This is a genomic window from Jiangella alba (assembly GCF_900106035.1).
Classification (GTDB): domain Bacteria; phylum Actinomycetota; class Actinomycetes; order Jiangellales; family Jiangellaceae; genus Jiangella; species Jiangella alba.
The window spans coordinates 1156687-1171513 of sequence record NZ_FNUC01000004.1 but is presented as its reverse complement, the minus strand read 5'-3'; the positions used below and the strand labels follow the sequence as shown (position 1 = coordinate 1171513).

13 protein-coding genes and 1 riboswitch are annotated in these 14827 nt (G+C 74.3%); of the genes, 11 read left to right on the top strand and 2 right to left on the bottom strand.

Annotation, left to right across the window (positions count from 1 at the left end):
* Positions 1–211: 211 nt before the first annotated feature.
* Positions 212–418 carry a hypothetical protein gene (locus tag BLV02_RS23260; protein ID WP_069109392.1) on the bottom strand — a complete coding sequence of 69 codons (207 nt, stop codon included), beginning with the start codon at positions 416–418 and terminating at the stop codon, positions 212–214.
* A 65-nt stretch (positions 419–483) separates the two neighbouring features.
* Between BLV02_RS23260 and BLV02_RS23255 the strand changes: the two genes are divergently transcribed.
* Positions 484–1356 (top strand): phosphotransferase, encoded by an 873-nt coding sequence (locus BLV02_RS23255; protein ID WP_216093985.1) that lies wholly within the window; start codon positions 484–486, stop codon positions 1354–1356.
* 3 nt (positions 1357–1359) lie between these two features.
* On the opposite strand, the gene BLV02_RS23250 is transcribed toward BLV02_RS23255, so the two are convergent.
* Complete coding sequence (locus BLV02_RS23250) at positions 1360–3642, bottom strand: LLM class flavin-dependent oxidoreductase (protein ID WP_069109393.1); 2283 nt, start codon at positions 3640–3642, stop codon at positions 1360–1362.
* Between the two features lie 65 nt (positions 3643–3707).
* Here BLV02_RS23250 and BLV02_RS23245 point away from each other — a divergent pair, with 65 nt between their 5' ends.
* The 10 genes from BLV02_RS23245 to BLV02_RS23200 all read left to right on the top strand — a co-directional run bounded on the left by BLV02_RS23245 (position 3708) and on the right by BLV02_RS23200 (position 14821).
* A complete protein-coding gene (locus tag BLV02_RS23245) occupies positions 3708–4091 on the top strand; it encodes a winged helix-turn-helix transcriptional regulator (RefSeq protein WP_083288246.1) in 384 nt (127 codons plus the stop codon).
* A gap of 68 nt (positions 4092–4159) precedes the next feature.
* Positions 4160–5020, top strand: coding sequence for a fumarylacetoacetate hydrolase family protein (locus tag BLV02_RS23240; RefSeq protein ID WP_069109394.1), 861 nt, complete (start codon positions 4160–4162; stop codon positions 5018–5020).
* Complete coding sequence (locus BLV02_RS23235) at positions 5017–7857, top strand: FAD-binding and (Fe-S)-binding domain-containing protein (RefSeq protein ID WP_074946621.1); 2841 nt, start codon at positions 5017–5019, stop codon at positions 7855–7857. Before BLV02_RS23240 ends, BLV02_RS23235 begins: the two co-directional genes overlap by 4 nt.
* A 17-nt stretch (positions 7858–7874) precedes the next feature.
* On the top strand, positions 7875–8777 hold the full coding sequence (locus BLV02_RS23230; protein ID WP_069109395.1) for a sigma-70 family RNA polymerase sigma factor: 903 nt from the start codon (positions 7875–7877) through the stop codon (positions 8775–8777).
* Between the two features lie 109 nt (positions 8778–8886).
* Positions 8887–9363: a hypothetical protein gene (locus BLV02_RS23225; RefSeq protein WP_069109396.1), complete on the top strand. Its 477-nt coding sequence runs from the start codon at positions 8887–8889 to the stop codon at positions 9361–9363.
* A 32-nt stretch (positions 9364–9395) separates the two neighbouring features.
* Positions 9396–9541: riboswitch (cobalamin riboswitch) on the top strand.
* 73 nt (positions 9542–9614) lie between these two features.
* Positions 9615–10589 (top strand): ABC transporter substrate-binding protein, encoded by a 975-nt coding sequence (locus tag BLV02_RS23220; RefSeq protein ID WP_069109397.1) that lies wholly within the window; start codon positions 9615–9617, stop codon positions 10587–10589.
* A gap of 5 nt (positions 10590–10594) precedes the next feature.
* Positions 10595–11656, top strand: coding sequence for a FecCD family ABC transporter permease (locus tag BLV02_RS23215; RefSeq protein WP_216093988.1), 1062 nt, complete (start codon positions 10595–10597; stop codon positions 11654–11656).
* Positions 11657–11661: 5 nt separating this feature from the next.
* Positions 11662–12465 carry an ABC transporter ATP-binding protein gene (locus tag BLV02_RS23210; RefSeq protein WP_425432597.1) on the top strand — a complete coding sequence of 268 codons (804 nt, stop codon included), beginning with the start codon at positions 11662–11664 and terminating at the stop codon, positions 12463–12465.
* A 95-nt stretch (positions 12466–12560) separates the two neighbouring features.
* The gene (cbiB, locus tag BLV02_RS23205; protein WP_216093989.1) at positions 12561–13433 is read left to right on the top strand and encodes an adenosylcobinamide-phosphate synthase CbiB; all 873 of its coding nucleotides are present in this window, start codon (positions 12561–12563) and stop codon (positions 13431–13433) included.
* On the top strand, positions 13430–14821 hold the full coding sequence (locus BLV02_RS23200) for a cobyric acid synthase (RefSeq protein ID WP_069109398.1): 1392 nt from the start codon (positions 13430–13432) through the stop codon (positions 14819–14821). Before cbiB ends, BLV02_RS23200 begins: the two co-directional genes overlap by 4 nt.
* The last annotated feature ends 6 nt before the right edge of the window (positions 14822–14827 follow it).

Here is a 14827-nt window from a genome sequence, read left to right as displayed (position 1 = left end):
CGATTCCCCTCGTCTCCACCAGCCAACGGCGACGACGGCCACGTGCGGCGAGCCACGGACCTTCGGCCCTGTTCGATGATCAGCTTCGAGGGTATGGCTGGTCTCGGGTCACCTCACGCCCAGCCCCCGCACCGAGGTGGCCAAGTCCCCGCACCGGGGTCTGTCCCCCGTTTCAGTACCCCGGTACGGGGGCGCCATGCGAGGTCATCGGCTAGGCCAGACGGGTGCGCGTCGGCCTGATGGTCGAGCCGACGATGCGCATCTCGTACTGGTCGGCGACGAACGTGGTGTGCTGGTGGGCGCCCGCGTGATCGCGCGCCGCCGCGTCGGCCGTGGTGTAGCGGACGAACTGGCGGCCGATCCAGGCGCAGTCAACGCAGCGCCCCCGATAGCGCAGCTGGCCAGGAGCCTGGGACATGTCCGCAGAATAACCGGCGACAATGCACCGGGCGTCAGTAACGACTACTGGTCTATCGTGTCCCGGTGCTGCCCGATTCCGTCCTGCTGAGCCTCACCGGCCGCCCACCCGCCGACGTGACGGAGGCGGAGGAGACGCCGCTGCGCGAGGGCACCGGCGCGGCGACCGCCGGGTTGACGCGGGTGACGGTGCGGTTGCGCGGCGGCGGTACGGCGACGGCGATCCGCAAGGAGTTCCGTCCCCTGACGTCGGGGCGGCATCGGCACGGCGCGACCGACCCGCGGCACTGGGCGTACTGGCGGCGCGAGCCGCTGGCGTACGCGTCGGGCCTGCTGCCGGACGGGCCGGGGCTGCGGGCGCCGCGCTGCCACGGCGTCGTCGACGAGACGGTGTACCTGGAGGACGTGGGATCCACGCCGGCCGACGTGCGGACGGCGGCGCTGCAGCTGGGCGCGTGGCAGGCCGGCGCCGTGCTGCCGGACGTGCCGTGGTTGGGCGGTCACCAGTTGGCGCAGCGCGTCGCGGTCTCCGAGCTCGACTGGTCCGCCGTCGACGCGGACGAGCGGGCGCGGCGGCTGTGGTCGCGCCGCGACGAACTGCTGTCGCGGCTGGCCGCGCTGCCGCACGTGCTCTCCCACGGCGACGTGCATCCGGACAATCTGCGCGCGGACGGGCCGGACACCGTCGCGCTGGACTGGGGCACGCTGGGCGCAGCGCCGGTCGGGGCCGACCTCGCGCACCTCATGCTGGGCGCGCGGACCGCCCTGCTGGACGACTACCTGGCCGGCGCCGGCGGGCTCGTCTCGCGCGACGACGTCGAGGCGGGCTGCCGGGCGACGCTCGCGCTGGTCGGCGCCAGCCGCGTGCACTGGATGCTCGCGACCGGCGCCGCCGTCCCACCCGGCTACGTCGACTTCCTGTGGGCGCACCGGCCCTGACGGTCAGCTCGTCACGGCCGCCGGGGTGGCGCTGGGCGCGACGTTGAAGTTGTGGCGGAACACGTTGGCGGGGTCGTAGCGGTCCTTGACCTCGCGCAGCCGCTGCATCGTGGCCGGCGGGAAGGCCGCGGCCAGCGCCTCGGGGCTCTGGTCGGTCTCGAAGCTGAGGTACATGCCGGAGAAGAACGGCCGCAGCGTCGCCCACGCCTCGTCCAGCCGCCGGGCGTTGGCGCCCATCGCCGTCACCGAGAAGTTCGCCGACCGGTGCGCGTACGCCGTCGCGTCGGCCGGGACGTCGGAGACGGCGCCGCCGACGGCGCGGAGCTGGAAGAAGTAGATCGCACCGCTGGTCAGCGCCGCGGCGGCCGCCGCCGCGAATTCGGGCGTGACGTGTTCGACGAGGCCGCTGTGGGCCACCGGCTCGCCGGTCGCGACGTGGGCGGTGGCGGCGACGTTCTGCATGATGCCGGCGTACGGGGTGATCGTCACCTCCTGGTCGTAGAGCGGCGCGATCGACGCGATCTCCTGCAGCCGCGCGATCACGACGTCGGGGTCGTCGGACTCGACGACGCTGCGGCTCTGCGCCACCGCCGGCTGGCCGTTCCGCGGCGGGCCCATGACGAGGAAGCTGGTGAGGTCGCGGGGCGCGTTCTCGACGACGGACCCCCAGCGGACGAGGTAGTCGGTGACGTCCTCGGGCACCTGGGTGAGGAAGCCCCAGCCGACGTCGCCCACCTCGTCGGCGACGAAGTCGAAGGACGTGACGATGCCGACGTTGCCGCCGGCGCCGCGGACCGCCCAGAACAGGTCCGGGTGCTCCGTCTCGCTGGCCCGGACGACGGACCCGTCGGCCAGCACGACCTCGGCCGCCCGCAGGTGGTCGATGGTCAGCCCGTGCGACCGCGACAGGTACCCGATCCCCCCGGCCGTCGCCAGCCCGCCCACCCCGACCCCGCCGTAGTCGCCGGACGACAACGCCCACCCGTGCGGAGCCAGCGCCGCCGACACGTCGGCCCACCGTGCGCCGGCGCCGACCCGCACCAGCCGCTGTGAAGCGTCCAGCACCTCGATCCCGTTCAGTCCGCCGACGTCGATGACCAGTCCGCCGTCGTTCGTCGACCGTCCGCTGATGCCGTGGCCGCCGCTGCGAACGCCGAGCGGGAGGTCGGGGTGGCGCCGCGCGTACGCCAGCGCCTCGACCACCTCGTCCGTCGTGGACGGGCGCAGCACCAGGCCGGGCGCGCCGCCGCGCAGGTAGCCGCCGCGTGCCGTCCGGTAGCCGGGGTCGCCGGGCTCGACGGCGGTGTCGCGCAGGGCCTCCGGCACGCCGTCGTAGTCGATGCCGTCGCGGCGGGCCGCGATGGCCGCCGCGGGGCGGATCCGCTCCCCGGCCGAGCCGGCCGGCAGCGCGTCGTCGACGGCCTCGCGCAGCGCCGGCATGACCTCCTCGGCGAACTGCTGCATGGTCCGCGGGTCGTCGCCGGTGAGGATGAACGTGCCGATGCCGTCCTCGACCACCAGCGGCAGCAGGTCGTCGACCCAGTCCTGGCTGGTGCCCTGGAGGAACCCGGCGCGCGACGAGGCGAACCGGCCGCCGAGGTTGACCAGCCGGCGGATCTCGCGCGGATCGCGTCCGGCCGATCGGGCCGCCTCGTCGATGATCGCGTTGCCGCGCTGCAGGTCGCCGGGCTGCAGGTACGGCAGGCTGGGCAGCCAGCCGTCGCCCTTCTCGCCGATGAGCCGGAGCATGCGCGGCTTCAGCGCGCCGATCCACAGCGGGATCGGATGTTTCGGCGCCGGGCCGCGCTTGGCGCCGTCGAGCCGGTAGAACTCGCCGCCGACCCGGGCGCCGCCGCGCGCGTCGACGTCCCACAGGGCGCGGATGACGTCGATCGCCTCGCTGAGCGCCTGCACGGCCTCGCCCGGAGCGAGCCGCCGTCCGCCCATCGCCTCGATCGCGTCCCAGAAGCCGCCCGCGCCGAGCCCGAGCTCGGCCCGTCCGTCGGAGAGCAGGTCGAGGCTGGCCGCGGCCCGCGCGAGGACGGCCGGCGTGCGCAGCGGGATGCTGTGCACGTTCGCGGACAGCCGCACCCGCGACGTCTGTGCGGCGACCCAGGTGAGCAGCGTCCACGTGTCGAGGAACGCCGGCTGGTACGGGTGGTCCTGGAACGTCACGACGTCGAACCCGAGCTGCTCGCTCAGCTGCGCGAGCTGAACGGGCGTCTGCGGCGACTGGTTGGTGGGCGTGATGAAGGTGCCGAACTCGAGACGGTGGCCGTAGTTCACGCTCCTCAGTCTGCGGATCCAGAGCGCAGTTGGCCAACTGCCCGTTAGCGACTTACCATGAGTGCGTGGCTATCGAGACCAGACTCGTGCCGGACCGGCCGGAGACCGGGTTCGAGCACATCGACGACGAGAAGTGCCGCCTCTTCACCGGCTATATCGAGATCATCGGTAAGAAGTGGAGCGGCGGCATCATGCTGGCCGGCGTCCGCGGGGCACGGCGGTTCGTGGAGTATCGCGCGGCGGTGCACGGCATCTCCGACCGCCTGCTGAACCAGCGGCTCAAGGAGCTGGAGGCCGAGGGGCTGATCGAGCGGACCGTCGTGCCGACGACGCCCGTGCTCGTGCAGTACCGGCCGACCGAGCGTGGGCAGAGCCTGATGCGCGCGCTCCAGCCGTTGGTCGCCTGGGGCGTGGACGACCACGAGCGGCAGTTGCGCGAGCACGGCTGACCGCACCCTCGGCGCGCCCCGCGCTGCCTACGATGGGTGGGCATCCAGCCGCGACTCGAAGGAGACCCATGCGCCTGGCGTCCATCCTCGTCGACGACGTGCCGAGGGCCGCCGTCGTGCATCCGACGAAGGGCGTGGCGGTGGTCGCGGACCTGCTGCCGGAGTTCACCGGCGACGTCATGTCGCTGATCGCCGACCGGCGCATGGACGAGGTGGAGGAGGCGGCGGCCACCGCTGACGGCGCCGCGTTCCGGCCGGCGGACGAGGTGACGTACGCGGCGCCGTACCGGAACCCGCCGAAGATCTGGGGCATCGGCCTCAACTACGTCGATCACGCGGCCGACCTCGCCGAGGTGGTGCCCGACGAGCCGGCGTCGTTCATCAAGGGCAACCACACGATCATCGGGCCGGGCGAGCCGATCCCGCTGCCCGTGCAGAGCGAGCGCGTCACGGCCGAGGCGGAGGTCGGCCTGGTCATCGGCCGCTACTGCCGCAACGTCGACGAGGACACCGCGCTCGACCACGTGTTCGGCCTGTGCGCCGTCCTCGACCAGACCGCCGAGGACATCCTGCAGCGCAACCCGCGCTTCCTGACCCGCTCGAAGAACTTCCCCGGCTTCTTCTCGTTCGGCCCGCACATCGTCCCGCTGGCCGAGGCGCTCGCCGCCCAGCCGGGCGGTCCGGATCTCGCCGGCGTCGAGGTCAGCACCGTCGTGAACGGCGAGCAGCGCCGCAGCAACGTCGTCGGGCGCATGCGGTTCTCGCCCGCGTTCCTGGTCAGCTTCCACAGCAAGGTCATGCCGCTCTACCCCGGCGACATCATCTCGACGGGAACGCCGGGCGCCGTCGTCGTCACGGCCGGCGACGTCGCCCGCTGCGAGGTGTCGGGGCTGGAGCCGCTGGTCAACCCCGTGGCCGGCCCGGTGTGAACCAGCTCGTCGCGGCGCTGCGGGCGCACGGCATCGCCGAGGTCGACGGGTCGGCGCTGCGGCGGGCCGAGTACTCGGCCGACGCGTCGAACTACCGGGTGGTGCCGCAGGCCGTGGTGTTCCCGCGCGACGCCGACGAGGTGGCCGGCGTCGTGGCGGTGGCCCGCGAGCACGGTGTCGCGGTGACGGCGCGCGGCGGCGGCACCTCGGTGGCCGGCAACGCCGTCGGGCCGGGCATCGTCATGGACCTGTCGGCGCACCTGAACCACATCGAGATGGTCGACCCCGACGCGCGGATCGCCGTCGTCGAGCCCGGCGTGGTGCTCGGGTCATTGCAACGGGCAGCCGCGCCGCACGGGCTGCGGTTCGGGCCGGACCCGTCGACGTGGTCGCGGTGCACCGTCGGCGGCATGATCGGCAACAACGCCTGCGGCTCCCGCGCGCTCGCGTTCGGCCGCACCGCCGACAACGTGCTCGAGGTGGACGTCCTCGATGGCGCCGGCCGCCGGTTCGCCGCGGGCCGCGACCTCGACGCCGTCCCCGGGTTGTCCGCGCTGGTCAACGGCAATCTCGACGTCATACGCACCGAGCTGGGCAGGTTCGGCCGGCAGATCTCCGGCTACTCGCTGGAGCACCTACTCCCGGAGCACGGCCACGACCTCGCCAAGGCGCTGGTCGGCACCGAGGGCACCTGCGGCATCGTCCTGAAGGCGACTGTACGGCTGGTCGAGACGCCGCCGAGCCCGGTGCTCGTGGTGCTCGGCTACCCGGACATGGCCTCGGCCGCCGACGCGGTCCCGGCGCTGCTCACCCACCGGCCGCTGGCGATGGAGGGTCTGGACCTCCGCATCGTCGAGACCGTCCGCCGCGGCCGCGGCCCGAGCACCGTCCCCGGCCTGCCCGCCGGCGACGGCTGGCTGCTGGTCGAGGTCGGCACGCCCGACCAAGCTGCTGTGCTGGCGAGCGACGCCGGCACCGCCGCCGTCCGGGTGCTGCCGGACGGGCCCGAGGCGCGCGCGATCTGGCGCATCCGCGAGGACGGCGCCGGGCTGGCCGGCCGCACCCTCGACGGCGCCCAGGCGTGGCCCGGGCTCGAGGACGCCGCCGTGCCGCCCGAGCACCTCGGCGCGTACCTGCGCGACCTCGACGCGCTGCTGACCGAGCACGGCCTGGCCGGATCGCCGTACGGCCACTTCGGCGACGGCTGCGTGCACGTGCGCGTCGACCTGCCGCTGCAGACCGGCGGGGCCGCCCTGCGGTCGCTGATGACGGACGCCGCACGGCTGATCGGCGGCTACGGCGGCTCGCTGTCCGGCGAGCACGGCGACGGACGTGCCCGCGGCGAGCTGCTGCCGTACCTGTACTCCGACCGGATGATCGGCGTCTTCGAGCGGTTCAAGGCGCTGTTCGACCCCGACGACCGGCTCAACCCGGAGGTCGTGGTCCGGCCCGCGCCGCTCGACCGCGACCTGCGCCGTCCGGCCGCTCGGCCGTTGCCCGCCGCCGACGGGTTCGCGTTCACGCACGACGGCGGCGACGTGACCAACGCGCTGCACCGCTGCGTCGGCGTCGGCAAGTGCCGGGCCGACCTCACCGCGAGCGGCGGCTTCATGTGCCCGTCGTTCGTGGCGGTCGGCGACGAGACGACGTCGACGCGCGGCCGCGCCCGGGTGCTGCAGGAGCTGGCGAACGGTTCGCTGGTCGCCCGCGACTGGCGCGCGCCGGAGGTGCACGAAGCGCTCGACCTGTGCCTGTCCTGCAAGGCGTGCGGCACGGACTGCCCGGCCGGCGTCGACATGGCCACGTACAAGTCCGAGGTGCTGCACCGCGCCTACGCGGGTCGCCGGCGGCCGTGGACGCACTACACGCTCGGCCGGCTGCCCCGCTGGGCCGTCCCGGCGTCGCGGTTCGCCCGCCCGCTGAACGCGCTGCTCGCCGTCCGCCCGATCGAGCGGCTGGCGCTGCGGCTGGGCGGCATGGACCCGCGCCGGTCGATCCCCCGGTTCGCGCCGATGACGTTCCACCGGTGGTTCAAGCGCCGGGTGTCGGTGCCCGCCCGTAGGGTGGGGTCCCTCCCTACCGGGGCGGGGTCCACCTACCACCGGCCGCGCGTGCTGCTGTGGGTCGACACCTTCACCGACCTGCTGTCGCCGTCCATCGGGGTGGCCGCGGTCGAGCTGCTCGAGTCGGCCGGGTACGAGGTGCTGACGCCGCCGCCGGGCGTGTGCTGCGGGCTGACCTGGATCACCACCGGGCAGCTCACGGCCGCGAAGCACCGGCTGACCGGGCTGGTCGACGCGCTGTCGCCGTATGCCGACGAGGGCGTGCCGATCGTCGGGCTGGAGCCGTCGTGCACGGCCGTGCTGCGCTCGGACCTGGTCGAGCTGCTGCCGCACGACCCGCGCGCGAACGTCGTCGCCGCCGGGACCGTGACGCTGGCCGAGCTGCTGACCGGCGACGACGCGTGGGAGCGGCCGGACCTCGGCGGCCTTGACGTGGTGGTGCAGCCGCATTGCCACCACCACGCCGTCATGGGGTACGGGCCGGACGAGGCGCTGCTGCGCGAGCTGGGCGCGAACCTCACCGTGCTGGCCGGGTGCTGCGGGCTGGCCGGCAACTTCGGCATGGAGCGCGGCCACTACGACGTCTCGGTCGCGGTGGCCGAGACCGCGTTGCTGCCGGCCCTGCGCGCGGCCCCGCCCGGCGCCGTCCTGCTGGCCGACGGGCTGTCCTGCCGCACGCAGGCCGGCCACCTGGCCGGGGTGCGCGGCCTGCACCTCGCCGAGCTGCTGGTGCGCGGTGCGGTCACATCCGGCGCCCGCCGCGCGTCAACGTAGTGACGACGGGAGACCCGATGCACGACGACGACTGGCTGGCCGAGCGGTTCGAGGAGAACCGGCCGCGGATGCACGCCGTGGCCTACCGCATGCTCGGCTCGGCCACGGAGGCCGACGACGCCGTCCAGGAGGCCTGGTTCCGGCTGAGCCGCACCGACACCGGCGACGTGCGCAACCTCGGCGGCTGGCTGACGACCGTCGTGTCGCGGGTGGCGCTGGACATGCTGCGCTCGCGGACGTCGCGGCGCGAGGACCCGTTCGACGACGCCGAGCGCGACACCGCCACGGCCGACGACGCCGCGCCCGACCCCGAGGGCGAGGTGGTGCTGGCCGACTCCGTCGGCCCGGCGCTGCTCGTGGTGCTCGACTCGCTCGCGCCCGCCGAGCGGCTGGCGTTCGTCCTGCACGACCTGTTCGCGATGCCGTTCGACGAGATCGCCGCGATCCTCGAGCGCACGCCGGCCGCCACCCGCCAGCTGGCCAGCCGGGCCCGTCGCCGGGTTCAGGGCGCACGGTCGTCGTCGGCCGATCCGGCCCGGCAGCGGCTCGTCGTCGACGCGTTCCTGGCGGCGTCGCGCAACGGCCAGTTCCACGACCTGCTCGCCCTGCTCGACCCCGACGTCGTGCTCCGGGCCGACGAGGTCGCGATCGAGAATGCGCGGGCCGGCCGGGCGCAGGGCGCACCGGAGCTGGCCAGGCTGCTGCGTGGCGCCGACGCCGTCGCGGGCGTCTTCTCCGGCCGCGCGGCGCACGCCGAGACCGTCCTCCTCGACGGCGTCCCGGCGGCCGCATATGCGCCGGGCGGGCGGCCGAAGGCGCTGTTCCGGTTCACCTTCGACGGCGACCGCATCGTCGCCATCGACATGGTCGGCGACCCCGAGTCGATCGACGCGGTGGAGCTCACGCTGCTGCGGCCGTGACGCAGCGCCGACGCCGACGCGACGCCGGCCCGGACGACACTCCGATCATGGTCCAGGGCGGACCGAGTCTGGAGGAGTCATGCGGAGAAGGCTGAGGACACTCGTGGGTGTGGTGGTGCTGATCGGCGGGCTGTTCGCCGGGGCGGGTGCTCCGGCGCAGGCGGCGGCCGGTGCGACGGAGCAGACGGTCGCCGCGGCGAACCTGTGGAACTGCCGGTTCTCCATCAACTTCCCCCCGTACTACTACGACGAGGTGTGCACGACCATCACCAGCGCGCCGGCGTCGGGTGTCCGCGTCCTCGACCGGGGCACCGGCCGCGAGGTGACGCTGTACAACGGCAACAGTGTCTACGTGACGAACTGGTACCTCGACTCCTCGGGGCTGTGCGGCATCAACGGTGACCGGTACGTCTGGAGGATCGGCTGGCAGAAGCCGTCCGGTGGGTTCGGCACCGCGTACATCGGCGACTGGTACCTGTCGACGGGCAGCGCCAGCACCTGGGCGGCGTACCCGCACCCGCGCGGCGGAACGCTCAACGACCGCTACGGCGGCACCTGGCACGGCTACTGCAACCGCCCACTCTGACCGGCGCGAGCAACGGACAGCGCCGGAGACGATAGGATCGCGAATGCCCGGGCTCCGGCCCGGGTGCGACGAGTGTCTGCGAAGTCCGGTTCGATTCCGGCGCTGTCCCGCAACTGTGAAGCCGCCCGCCTGCCGCGGACGGACGAGTCAGGTCGCCAGCCTCGTGGCTCGGATTCGTCCTCGGTAGAAGGGCGGTTCGCAGGTGGCTACCGGCCATCGGCGCCCCCTCACCGTCGTGAAGGAGGCGTACGTTGCGATCCACCCGTCCCGCGCGGGCCGCCCTGTTGCTGGCCGCGCTCCCGCTCGTCCTCGTGGCCTGTGGTGACGACGACGGCGACTCGGCAGCGCCGAGCGACGCGCCCTCGTCGGCCCCGGCCGCCGATGCCGGCGACGCCGCCGCGTTCCCCGTCACCGTCGACACCGCGAACGGGCCGGTCGAGCTCACCGAGCAGCCGGAGAAGATCGTCTCGCTGTCGGCCACGGCCACCGAGATGCTGTTCGCCATCGGCGCCGGTGAGGCCGTCGTCGCGGCCGACTCGTACTCGAACTACCCGGCCGAGGCGCCGACGACGGAGCTGTCCGCGTTCGAGCCGAACGTCGAGGCGATCGTCGGCTACGACCCCGACCTCGTCGTCGCCTCCAACGACCCGGGCGAGCTGGTCTCGGGCCTGTCCGCCATCGGCATCCCGGCCATCGTCCTGCCGGCCGCGGCCACCCTCGACGACACCTACACGCAGCTCGAGCAGCTGGGCGCCGTGACGGGCCACGTCGGCGACGCCGCCGAGGTCGTCGGCACCATGCAGTCCGACATCGACGAACTGGTCGCGCAGGTGCCGGCCGACGCGCCGCCGGTGACGTACTACCACGAGCTCGACGCCAACCTGTACACCGTCACCAGCGGCACGTTCATCGGCGAGATCTACGCCATGGCCGGCCTGGCGAACGTCGCCGACGAGGCGCCCGACGCCGCCGGGGGCTACCCGCAGCTGTCGCCGGAGTTCATCGTCACCGCGAACCCGGAGATCGTCTTCTTCGCCGACGGCGGGGCCGGCGGGGTCACCGCCGACGACATCGCCGCGCGGCCCGGCTGGGACCAGCTGACCGCGGTGCAGCAGGATCGCATCGTCGAGGTCGACCCCGACATCGCCAGCCGCTGGGGTCCGCGCATCGTCGACTTCCTGCGTGTCGTGGTCGAGGAGCGGGCGGCGCTCGCGACGGTCGACTGACGCCCGTGAGCAGGGCCGTGGGCACCGACCAGCACACCGCGACGGCGACGTTGCGGGCGGTCCGGCTGCCCCGGCGCTGGCTGTTCGGTTCGCTGGCGGTGCTGGTGGCGGCGGTCCTGCTCGGCCTGACGGTCGGGCCCGCGGGGCTGCCGCTGCGTGGCGTCGTCACCGAGATCGTCAACCTCGTCCCCGGTGTCGACCTCGCCGGCGGGCTGGACGACCGCGAGGCGGCGGTGCTCTGGCAGCTGCGCGCGCCGCGGGTGGTGCTCGGCCTGCTGGTCGGCGCCATGCTGGCGCTCGCAGGGGCCGGGTACCAGGGCGTGTTCCGCAACCCGCTGGCCGACCCGTACCTGCTCGGCGTCGCCGCCGGCGCCGGGCTCGGCGCGACGTTCGCGATCGTCTCCGGCGGCAACCGCCTGCTGGTGCCGCTGGCCGCGTTCACCGGCGGCGTGCTCGGCGTGGCCGCCACCTACGCGCTGGGCCGCAGCGTCGGCGGGCGCAGCACGAACTCGCTGATCCTGGCCGGGGTCGCGGTCGCGGCGTTCCTGACGTCGGTGCAGACCTTCGTGAACCAGCGCAACTCCGACTCGTTGCGCGAGGTGTACGGCTGGATCCTCGGCCGGCTGCTCACCGCCGGGTGGGACGAGGTGCTGGCCGTGCTGCCGTACATCGCGGTGTCGGCGCTGGTGATCCTGGCGCACCGGCGGCTGCTCGACGTGCTCAGCGTCGGGCCCGACGAGGCCGGTACGCTCGGCGTCCCGGCGTCGCGGGTTCGGCTGGCGGTGGTGCTGGCGGCGACGCTGGGCACGGCGGCCGCGGTGTCGGTCAGCGGGCTGATCGGCTTCGTCGGCATCGTCGTCCCGCACATCGTGCGCATGCTGGCCGGCTCGTCGTACCGCATCGTGCTGCCGCTGGCGGCGGTGGTCGGCGCGACGTTCCTGGTGGTCGCCGACCTCGTCGCGCGCACCGTCGTCTCGCCCGGCGAGCTGCCGGTGGGCGTCGTGACGGCGTTCGTCGGTGCGCCGTTCTTCACGCTGGTGCTGCGCAGTGCTCGGAGGCCGTGGTGACCACCCTGACCGTCGAGGGCGTCGGCGTCACCCTGCTGGAGCGCCGGGTGGTCGACGACGTCAGCCTCAGCGTCCCGGCCGGGACGTGGATGACGCTGGTCGGACCGAACGGCGCCGGCAAGTCGACGCTGCTGCGGGCGGTGTCCGGTGCGGTCGAGCACGCCGGCGTCATCGCCTTCGACGGCGTCGAGGTCGCCCGGCTGCGCTCGCGCGAGCGGGCCCGGCTGGTCGCCGTCGTCCCGCAGGACCCGGCCCGGCCCGACGGCATGACCGTCCTCGACTACGTGCTGCTCGGGCGCACGCCGTACGTCCCCTACCTGGGGACGGAGTCGGCGGAGGACCTCGCGGTGGCCGGCGAGCTGCTGGACACGCTGGAGCTGCGGTCGCTGTCCGATCGCATGGTCACCGAGCTGTCCGGCGGCGAGTTCCAGCGCTCCGTCCTCGCCCGGGCGCTGGCCCAGCAGGCGCCGGTGCTGCTGCTGGACGAGCCGACCTCCTCGCTGGACCTCGGGCACGCCCAGCAGGTGCTGGAACTGGTCGACGAGCTGCGGGCGTCGCGTGGACTGACGGTGGTCAGCGCGCTGCACGACCTCACCACCGCCGGGCAGTTCGCCGACCACCTGGTGCTGCTGGTCGACGGCCGCGTGGTCGCGCAGGGGTCGGCGCAGGAGGTGCTGACCGAGGAGCTGATCCGCGAGCACTACGGGGCGCGCGTGCGGGTCGTGACCGATCCGCACGGCGGTGTCGTCGTGGTGCCGCTGCGCTCCCGCCCGGCCGGTGGCGTCCGCGACGTCGGCGGGGTCGCATGAGCCCCCTTTGCAATGAGCACTACTACGCACCGGTGCGTATCGGTGCTCATTGCAAAGGGCGACGGGCTGGCGCCGCGGCAGCCGTCGCGGTCGCCGTGGGGCTGGACGCCGCGTTCCGGGAGCCGCCGCTGGCCGCGCACCCGGTGCGCTGGGCCGGGCGCTACCTGACGTGGGCCGGGCGGCGGGTGCCGCCGGGTCCACCGGCTCGCGCGGTGGTGGCCGGCGGGCTGGCGTGGGCCGTGGGCGCGGCGACGGCGTACGGAGCGGGCGTCGTGGTGTCGCGGGCGGCGGGACGGCTGCCCGGTCCGATGCGCCCGGTCGTCGCCGGCGCGGCGCTGTGGCCGCTGTTCGCGCACCGCATGCTGCTCGACGAGGTCGCCGGGGTCGAGCGGGCCCTGGTCTCCGGTGGCGTGACGGCGGGCCGGGCGGCCGTGGCGCGCATCGTCAGCCGCGACGTGTCCGCCCTGACGGCCGACGAGGTCCGGCAGGCGGCGGTCGAGTCGCTGGGCGAGAACCTGTCCGACTCCGTCGTCGCGCCGCTGCTCTGGTACGCGGCGGGCGGGCTGCCCGCGGCCGCGGCATACCGGTTCGCCAACACCGCCGACGCCGTGTGGGGCTACCGCACGCCACGCTGGAACCACGCCGGCCGAGTCGCGGCCCGCGCCGACGACCTGCTCAATCTGCTGCCCGCACGGATCACCGGCCTGTTGCTGGCCGGTCGCCGGGTGCCGTGGGGCCGGCTGCGCGCCGAGGCCGCACTGACCCCGTCGCCGAATGCGGGCTGGCCGATGGCGGCGCTGGCGCTGCGGCTCGGGGTGCACCTCGCCAAGCCCGGCGTCTACGACCTGGGCGCGGGTGGCCGGGCGGTGTCGTCTGACGGCGTCGCCGCGGCGCTGCGGCTGGCCCGGCGCCGCGGATGGGCGCTGGCCGCCGCTGCCGCCGTCGTCGCGGGGGTGCGGGGCCTATGAGCGCCGTCATGATCCAGGGCTGCACCAGCTGGGCGGGGAAGAGCCTGCTCACCACCGCGCTGTGCCGCTGGTACGCGCGTCAGGGCCTGACGGTGGCGCCGTTCAAGGCGCAGAACATGTCGAACAACGCGCGGGTGGTCGACGGCGGCGAGATCGGCGTCGCGCAGTGGCTGCAGGCGCGCGCCGCGGGCGTCGAGCCCGAGGTGCGGATGAACCCCGTCCTGCTCAAGCCCGAGTCCGGGACCAGCCAGGTCGTGCGGCTCGGCCGGGTCGACGCCGAGCTGTCCCGGCGGCCGTGGCGCGACCGCAGCGAGGCGCTCTGGCCCACGGTCGAGAACGCGCTGGCCGAGCTGCTGGACGAGTACGACGTCGTCGTCATCGAGGGCGCGGGCAGCCCGGCCGAGATCAACCTCGCCGCCAACGACATCGTCAACATGCGCGTCGCCGAGCGGGCCGACGCTCCCGTGCTGCTCGCCGTCGACATCGACCGCGGCGGCGCGTTCGCACACCTCTACGGCACGTGGGCGCTGCTGCCGCCACAGCACCAGCGGCGCATCCGCGGCTTCGTGCTCAACCGGTTCCGCGGCGACGCGTCGCTGCTGCCGCCCGGCCCGGAGCAGCTGGAACGGCTGACCGGCGTGCCCACCGTCGGCGTCGTCCCGATGATCCGGCACGACCTCCCCGACGAGGACGGCGCGGCGCTGCGGGCGCCGGTGCGCGGCGGGCTGCCGCCGGTCGCGATCGTCCGCTACCCGGCCGCGTCCAACCTCGACGAGTTCGCCCTGGTGGAGCAGGTCGCGGACGTGCGCTGGGCGACGCAGCCTTGGCACCTCGACGGCGCGTCGACGGTGATCCTGCCCGGGTCGAAGCACGTCGCGTCCGACCTCGCGTGGCTGCGGGCGTCGGGTCTGGACGCCGCCGTCGTGGCGGCGGCGCGGGCCGGGGTGCGGGTGCTGGGCGTCTGCGGCGGGCTGCAGCTGCTCGGGCGGCGGCTGGAGGACCCGTACGGCGTCGACGGCTCCGGTGACGGGCTCGGCCTGCTGCCGCTGACCACGACGTTCGCCCGCGACAAGCTGGTCCAGCGGGGGTCGCTGACGCTGCCGGCACTGGATCCGCCGTGGGCCGCGCTGAGCGGGCTGCCCGTGTCGGGGTACGAGATCAGGCAGGGCCGCACCGTCGACGCTTCGGGAACGGACGTCGTCCTCGCCGTCGACGGGAACGTCGCCGGGTGGTACCCGCACGGGTGGTTCGAGGACGAGGCGGTGCTCCAGGCACTGTTCGGTGCCCGGCCGACGCGCACGCTGGACGCGACGTTCGAGCGGCTGGCCGACGTGGTGGAGGCGCACGTGGACACCGGGGTGCTGCGGTCGCTGGCGGGGCTGTCGTGATCGGGG

Bases quoted from the DNA above. Each gene is read 5' to 3' on its own strand.
- BLV02_RS23260 (WP_069109392.1), bottom strand. From the start codon at position 418: ATGTCCCAGGCTCCTGGCCAGCTGCGCTATCGGGGGCGCTGCGTTGAC.
- BLV02_RS23240 (WP_069109394.1), top strand. From the start codon at position 4,160: ATGCGCCTGGCGTCCATCCTCGTCGACGACGTGCCGAGGGCCGCCGTC.
- BLV02_RS23230 (WP_069109395.1), top strand. From the start codon at position 7,875: ATGCACGACGACGACTGGCTGGCCGAGCGGTTCGAGGAGAACCGGCCG.
- BLV02_RS23200 (WP_069109398.1), top strand. From the start codon at position 13,430: ATGAGCGCCGTCATGATCCAGGGCTGCACCAGCTGGGCGGGGAAGAGC.